The following is a 3,981-nucleotide window of genomic DNA, read 5'->3' as shown; positions in this document are numbered from 1 at the left end:
TAAAAACAGCTCTTATACCCTTTGTGACAGGCTGCCCCGCCCACCTGGGTCACCTTGAGAAGCACAGTGTCGTTGTCACAGTCCACCCGGATCTCCCTGACTTTTTGAACGTGTCCCGAGGTTTCCCCCTTTTTCCATAATTTTTTTCTGGACCGGCTGTAATATACGGCATTGCCGCAGGCAAGTGTTTCTTCAAAGGCCTCTTGGTTCATATAGGCCAGCATCAGCACCTCTCCTGTGTCCGCATCTTGGGCAATGGCGGGAATCAGCCCGCCGGTTTTGTCAAAATCAAGTTCCGGCATGACTTTTTTGTCTTCCTTATAATTTTGATTGTTCGATAAATTGAAAGCGGCAAAAGCCGCTTGAAGCCGGGTCATTAAGGCGATCAAAATTTAGAAGCACCTTAATCTTTTACATATCTCATCCGGCCGACCATATCAAAACCCAAATATTTAATGGTTTAAACACAAAATGTCAATTAATAATTGTATTTGAACGGCTCGAAAGAGGAGTGAATACTCCTCTTTCGAGCCTTTCAAATAGAGGGTTTCTGCTCAGATATTAAGGGTGTGTGGATACAGAATCAAGAATGGTCAAAGAAATAATTTTGGTCAAAAATAAGGCGTTTCCCTTTTCGAACCCGTTCCCGCAAAAGGCCCAGTTTTCTGTCCAGGCCGGCCAGGCAGGCTGCACTTTTTTTCTCCGCCGCTAAGGTTTTGATCACATCGGCAATGCCTCCGTTCTTTATCACAACGCGCCGGTCACAGGAGAGGGCAAGCAATGGATCATGGGTGGCAATCAGAACAATTTTTTCCTTGTTGAGCAGCAGGGAAACTGCTTTGATGCGGTCTATGCCCGCATTTTCAATTTCATCGATCAAAACCACGGGAGACGCGCTCAGATAGGCTACATCAGCGATCATCAAGGCCCTGGACTGGCCGCCGGAAAGAGACGTTATGGCCGTGTTCAAAGAAAAAGGTTCACCTGCAAGCATGACGGCGGACTGGTAGACCTGCGTGATTTTTTCAGGAATCTTGTCAATCAGGCGGCTTTCGGCATGCATTTGCAAGAAAGCCTCCACTGTCAGATCCATGACAAAATTCATGTTCTGGGAAAGCTGGGCCACCAACCTGAATTCGCCGGAAAAACGAGACGGTGCATCCAGGGTTTTGCCGTCGGGCAGTACCTTCCGACCTGAAGGGGTGTCCCCCTGGGCCAGGCACTCAATATCCGATAGAAGCTGGCTTTTGCCTGAACCTGTGGGGCCTACCACGCTGACCACTTCACCGGGGAAAAGGGTGATCCCCATGGTTTCGGGGCATCCGTTTTTATCGAATCCGCCCTCAATGACCAGATGATCCATGCTGCCATGAATTTTGTCCCGGCATTGCTCCATTTTTGCGATGAATTCCAGAATCTGGGCGGACAGGGATTTATGGTTCAGGCCGAATTGTACCAAATGGTCCATGGGCAGGCTTTCGATGAGCATGGCCAGAGTATTTTGTATAGGAAAAGGATTAATCTCAAGGGCGTTGAAAAAATCAAGCAGGTATGGATATTTTTCCATCAGCGTATCCAGCCTAAGATTCAAAATGCCTCTATCCGTGCTGCTTTTTATGTTCGCATTCTCCATTACGTAAAATCCATGGTTTTGACATTGCCGATCTGACTGTCCGGCCCGATTTTAGTTTCACCCAGGCAATAGGAACATAAAGCGGCCGGCATGGTGAAGCGAAGGCGTCTGCCGTTCAATGAATCAATGGCCGGCGCTGTTTTAAAATGACCGGCAGCCAGAAGAGATCCCTGGCCCGTCAAGCCGTTCACCGGCAGTACGGCAGCCTTTGCATTGGCCTGGCGAACACGAAAGGAAAAGACTTCCCGTTCAGCCTGGGATACAATATCTCCCTTGGTCAGTATCACAAGATCGGCGTTCTTCAACATGGGGCCGATTTTTCTGGGTGTGTGCACACCGCTTAAATGATCGATGACGCATACGGCCAGAACCCCTTTAATATGGGGAGAGCACCGGTTGCAAAGCCCTGCGCTTTCACTGATCAACAGATCAAAACCTTGGTTTATACCCCATTGCACGCAGGCCTCAATATTGGCAATAAAGAAATGATCCGGGCACAGCCCTCCGGCCAGTCCTTTCTTTACAGGCAAGCCCGCACGCTCATATCTTTTATGATCGTCTCCGGTAAGGCAGTCAAATTTGATGATCCCAATACGAACTCCCTGTTCTAAAAGCACTGTTGCCGTATGAAGGATCAGAGATGTTTTTCCGCTTGAGGGAGGTCCTGCCACGGTCACCAGCCTGATAGACGGATCTGCTTTTTTCAATACCTGGTTCATGGAAAATTAAGGTGCCAGGGGCATGAAAACTTTATCAATTTCGACATTTAGGGCAGGTAAATCGTTCTGCCTTAGAAAATTCCAGCCCAGCCATTTCAGCGGTTTTGTCTGAACCTCTGCAGATACATCTGCATGGGGTACGGGAAATCCGGCACCTGCTAAGATCTGGGCAAGCTGGCTGCCCACAAGATAATCAAGCACCGGTTTGAGTTCCTCTTTTTTTTCAGATTTGACCTGGAGAATGACCGGGCTTGCAAGGGCTCCGTCATCCGGCCATATCACCTTAATCCGCTCCTGGTGCCGGATCCGGTCCGCAAAAAAAGCCGGCATGACATAAAGTGCGCCCGGGCCGTTATTGTCTATGCGGTTGACCATCTGTGCCGGATGAAGCCCTTCAAGCACATTGGCAGCCAAGGCCTCTATCCCCTTGTTGCCGGAGGCCTTGAATGTGGGCAGCAGAACCGCATGGCAATAAAACCCGTCTCCCCCCCTGATGATGAGGCTTTTTTTCCATTCAGGCGCCAGTATATCGTCCCAGGTGTGGGGCAGGTCTCTATTTTTTAACTTATCAAGATTGGCAACCACCACCAAAGGATTAACACATAGAATGGTATATTCGTTTTCGGGATCTAAAATTTGAGCATCTGAAAAATTCGGACCGGCAGGCAGTGCGCTATAAGCGGTGAAATGTCCCGGGACCACAAAACGGTTATAAAACCGGTGGCCTAGGAAGACATTAAAATCAGCAGACACAATAATATCGGGCAGTTCATCCTTGGATTCAATGGTGTCAACATAGGAGTAATATGACAGTTCCTGATTTACATTCCCTTCAACCGCCGCTTGAATGCAAAGCCCTTCTTTGGCCTGAAGTTCGTTTAAGAATTGGGAAAAAGCGCGGCTGAAAGGCATTTTCAAACCACAGGGCATAAGCCCCAGCAAGCTCAAGTCTTTTTGAGCCTCCATTGAGACCAGTCCGGGCGTGTCAATTACAGGGTTTCGGGTGATTGTATCCTCAAGCATATCAATGAATGCCTCAATGTTAATAAATCGGCTTTTCAGTGCTGTGCCCAGGGTTAGAAACGGTGCCAGCACCCGCATGGCATCGTCAGTGACCAGTGCACCCAGGCCATTTGTCACAAAAACCCATTGAGTCTGGGGAAAACGCTGGATGATTTCATATATTTTTAAGTCTGCGTGAATGTTTGTGGGCATATTATCTGGGGCTCCTTTACTCTTTTTCTGATTATCGAGAACACTTTCGGCAGATTATAACAGCAATTCTAATGCCGGGCGGATCAAGAAATAGTCGACACGCAACGAATCGGATAATAAAACCTTTGATTCAAGGATGATATGATCGCAAAATTCATAAAACTTCGATTTTTTATAGATCGGTAAATATTATAATATACAATATTGTTGTATTTTATGGTGTAAATACAGAAACTGTTTAGAATAAATACAAATTTGTATTTATGTCTCTTTGGCATATACAAACGCATATTTTGTGAACCACAGTGAAAAAGGCTTCACCCAAGATTTCATACGTGTATGTAACATCATCCAAATGCATTGCCAGACAAGGCGCTTGAGAAGACGGGGCCACAGGGCAAACGCATTAAAATT

The 3,981-nt window shown here is 47.1% G+C and carries 4 protein-coding genes; all 4 read right to left on the bottom strand.

Annotated elements, in window-relative coordinates; all coding sequences use genetic code 11:
- A partial coding sequence (hisI, locus tag B3D59_RS16390; protein ID WP_286822190.1) for a phosphoribosyl-AMP cyclohydrolase occupies nt 1-302 on the bottom strand: 302 nt, incomplete at its 3' end.
- Between the two features lie 281 nt (nt 303-583).
- On the bottom strand, nt 584-1,567 hold the full coding sequence (locus tag B3D59_RS16385; protein ID WP_286822189.1) for an ATP-binding cassette domain-containing protein: 984 nt from the start codon (nt 1,565-1,567) through the stop codon (nt 584-586).
- A 65-nt stretch (nt 1,568-1,632) separates the two neighbouring features.
- Nucleotides 1,633-2,352 (bottom strand): GTP-binding protein, encoded by a 720-nt coding sequence (locus B3D59_RS16380; RefSeq protein WP_286822188.1) that lies wholly within the window; start codon nt 2,350-2,352, stop codon nt 1,633-1,635.
- Nucleotides 2,353-2,358: 6 nt separating this feature from the next.
- The gene (locus B3D59_RS16375) at nt 2,359-3,567 is read right to left on the bottom strand and encodes an ABC transporter substrate-binding protein (RefSeq protein WP_286822187.1); all 1,209 of its coding nucleotides are present in this window, start codon (nt 3,565-3,567) and stop codon (nt 2,359-2,361) included.
- Nucleotides 3,568-3,981: the final 414 nt, after the last annotated feature.

This window comes from Desulfobacter sp. UBA2225, from assembly GCF_002348205.1.
Classification (GTDB): domain Bacteria; phylum Desulfobacterota; class Desulfobacteria; order Desulfobacterales; family Desulfobacteraceae; genus Desulfobacter; species Desulfobacter postgatei.
This window is presented reverse-complemented; position numbering and strand designations above follow the sequence as displayed.

Coding starts and splice junctions, on each gene's coding strand:
- B3D59_RS16385 (WP_286822189.1), bottom strand. CDS start 1,567: ATGGAAAAATATCCATACCTGCTTGATTTTTTCAACGCCCTTGAGATT.
- B3D59_RS16380 (WP_286822188.1), bottom strand. CDS start 2,352: ATGAACCAGGTATTGAAAAAAGCAGATCCGTCTATCAGGCTGGTGACC.
- B3D59_RS16375 (WP_286822187.1), bottom strand. CDS start 3,567: ATGCCCACAAACATTCACGCAGACTTAAAAATATATGAAATCATCCAG.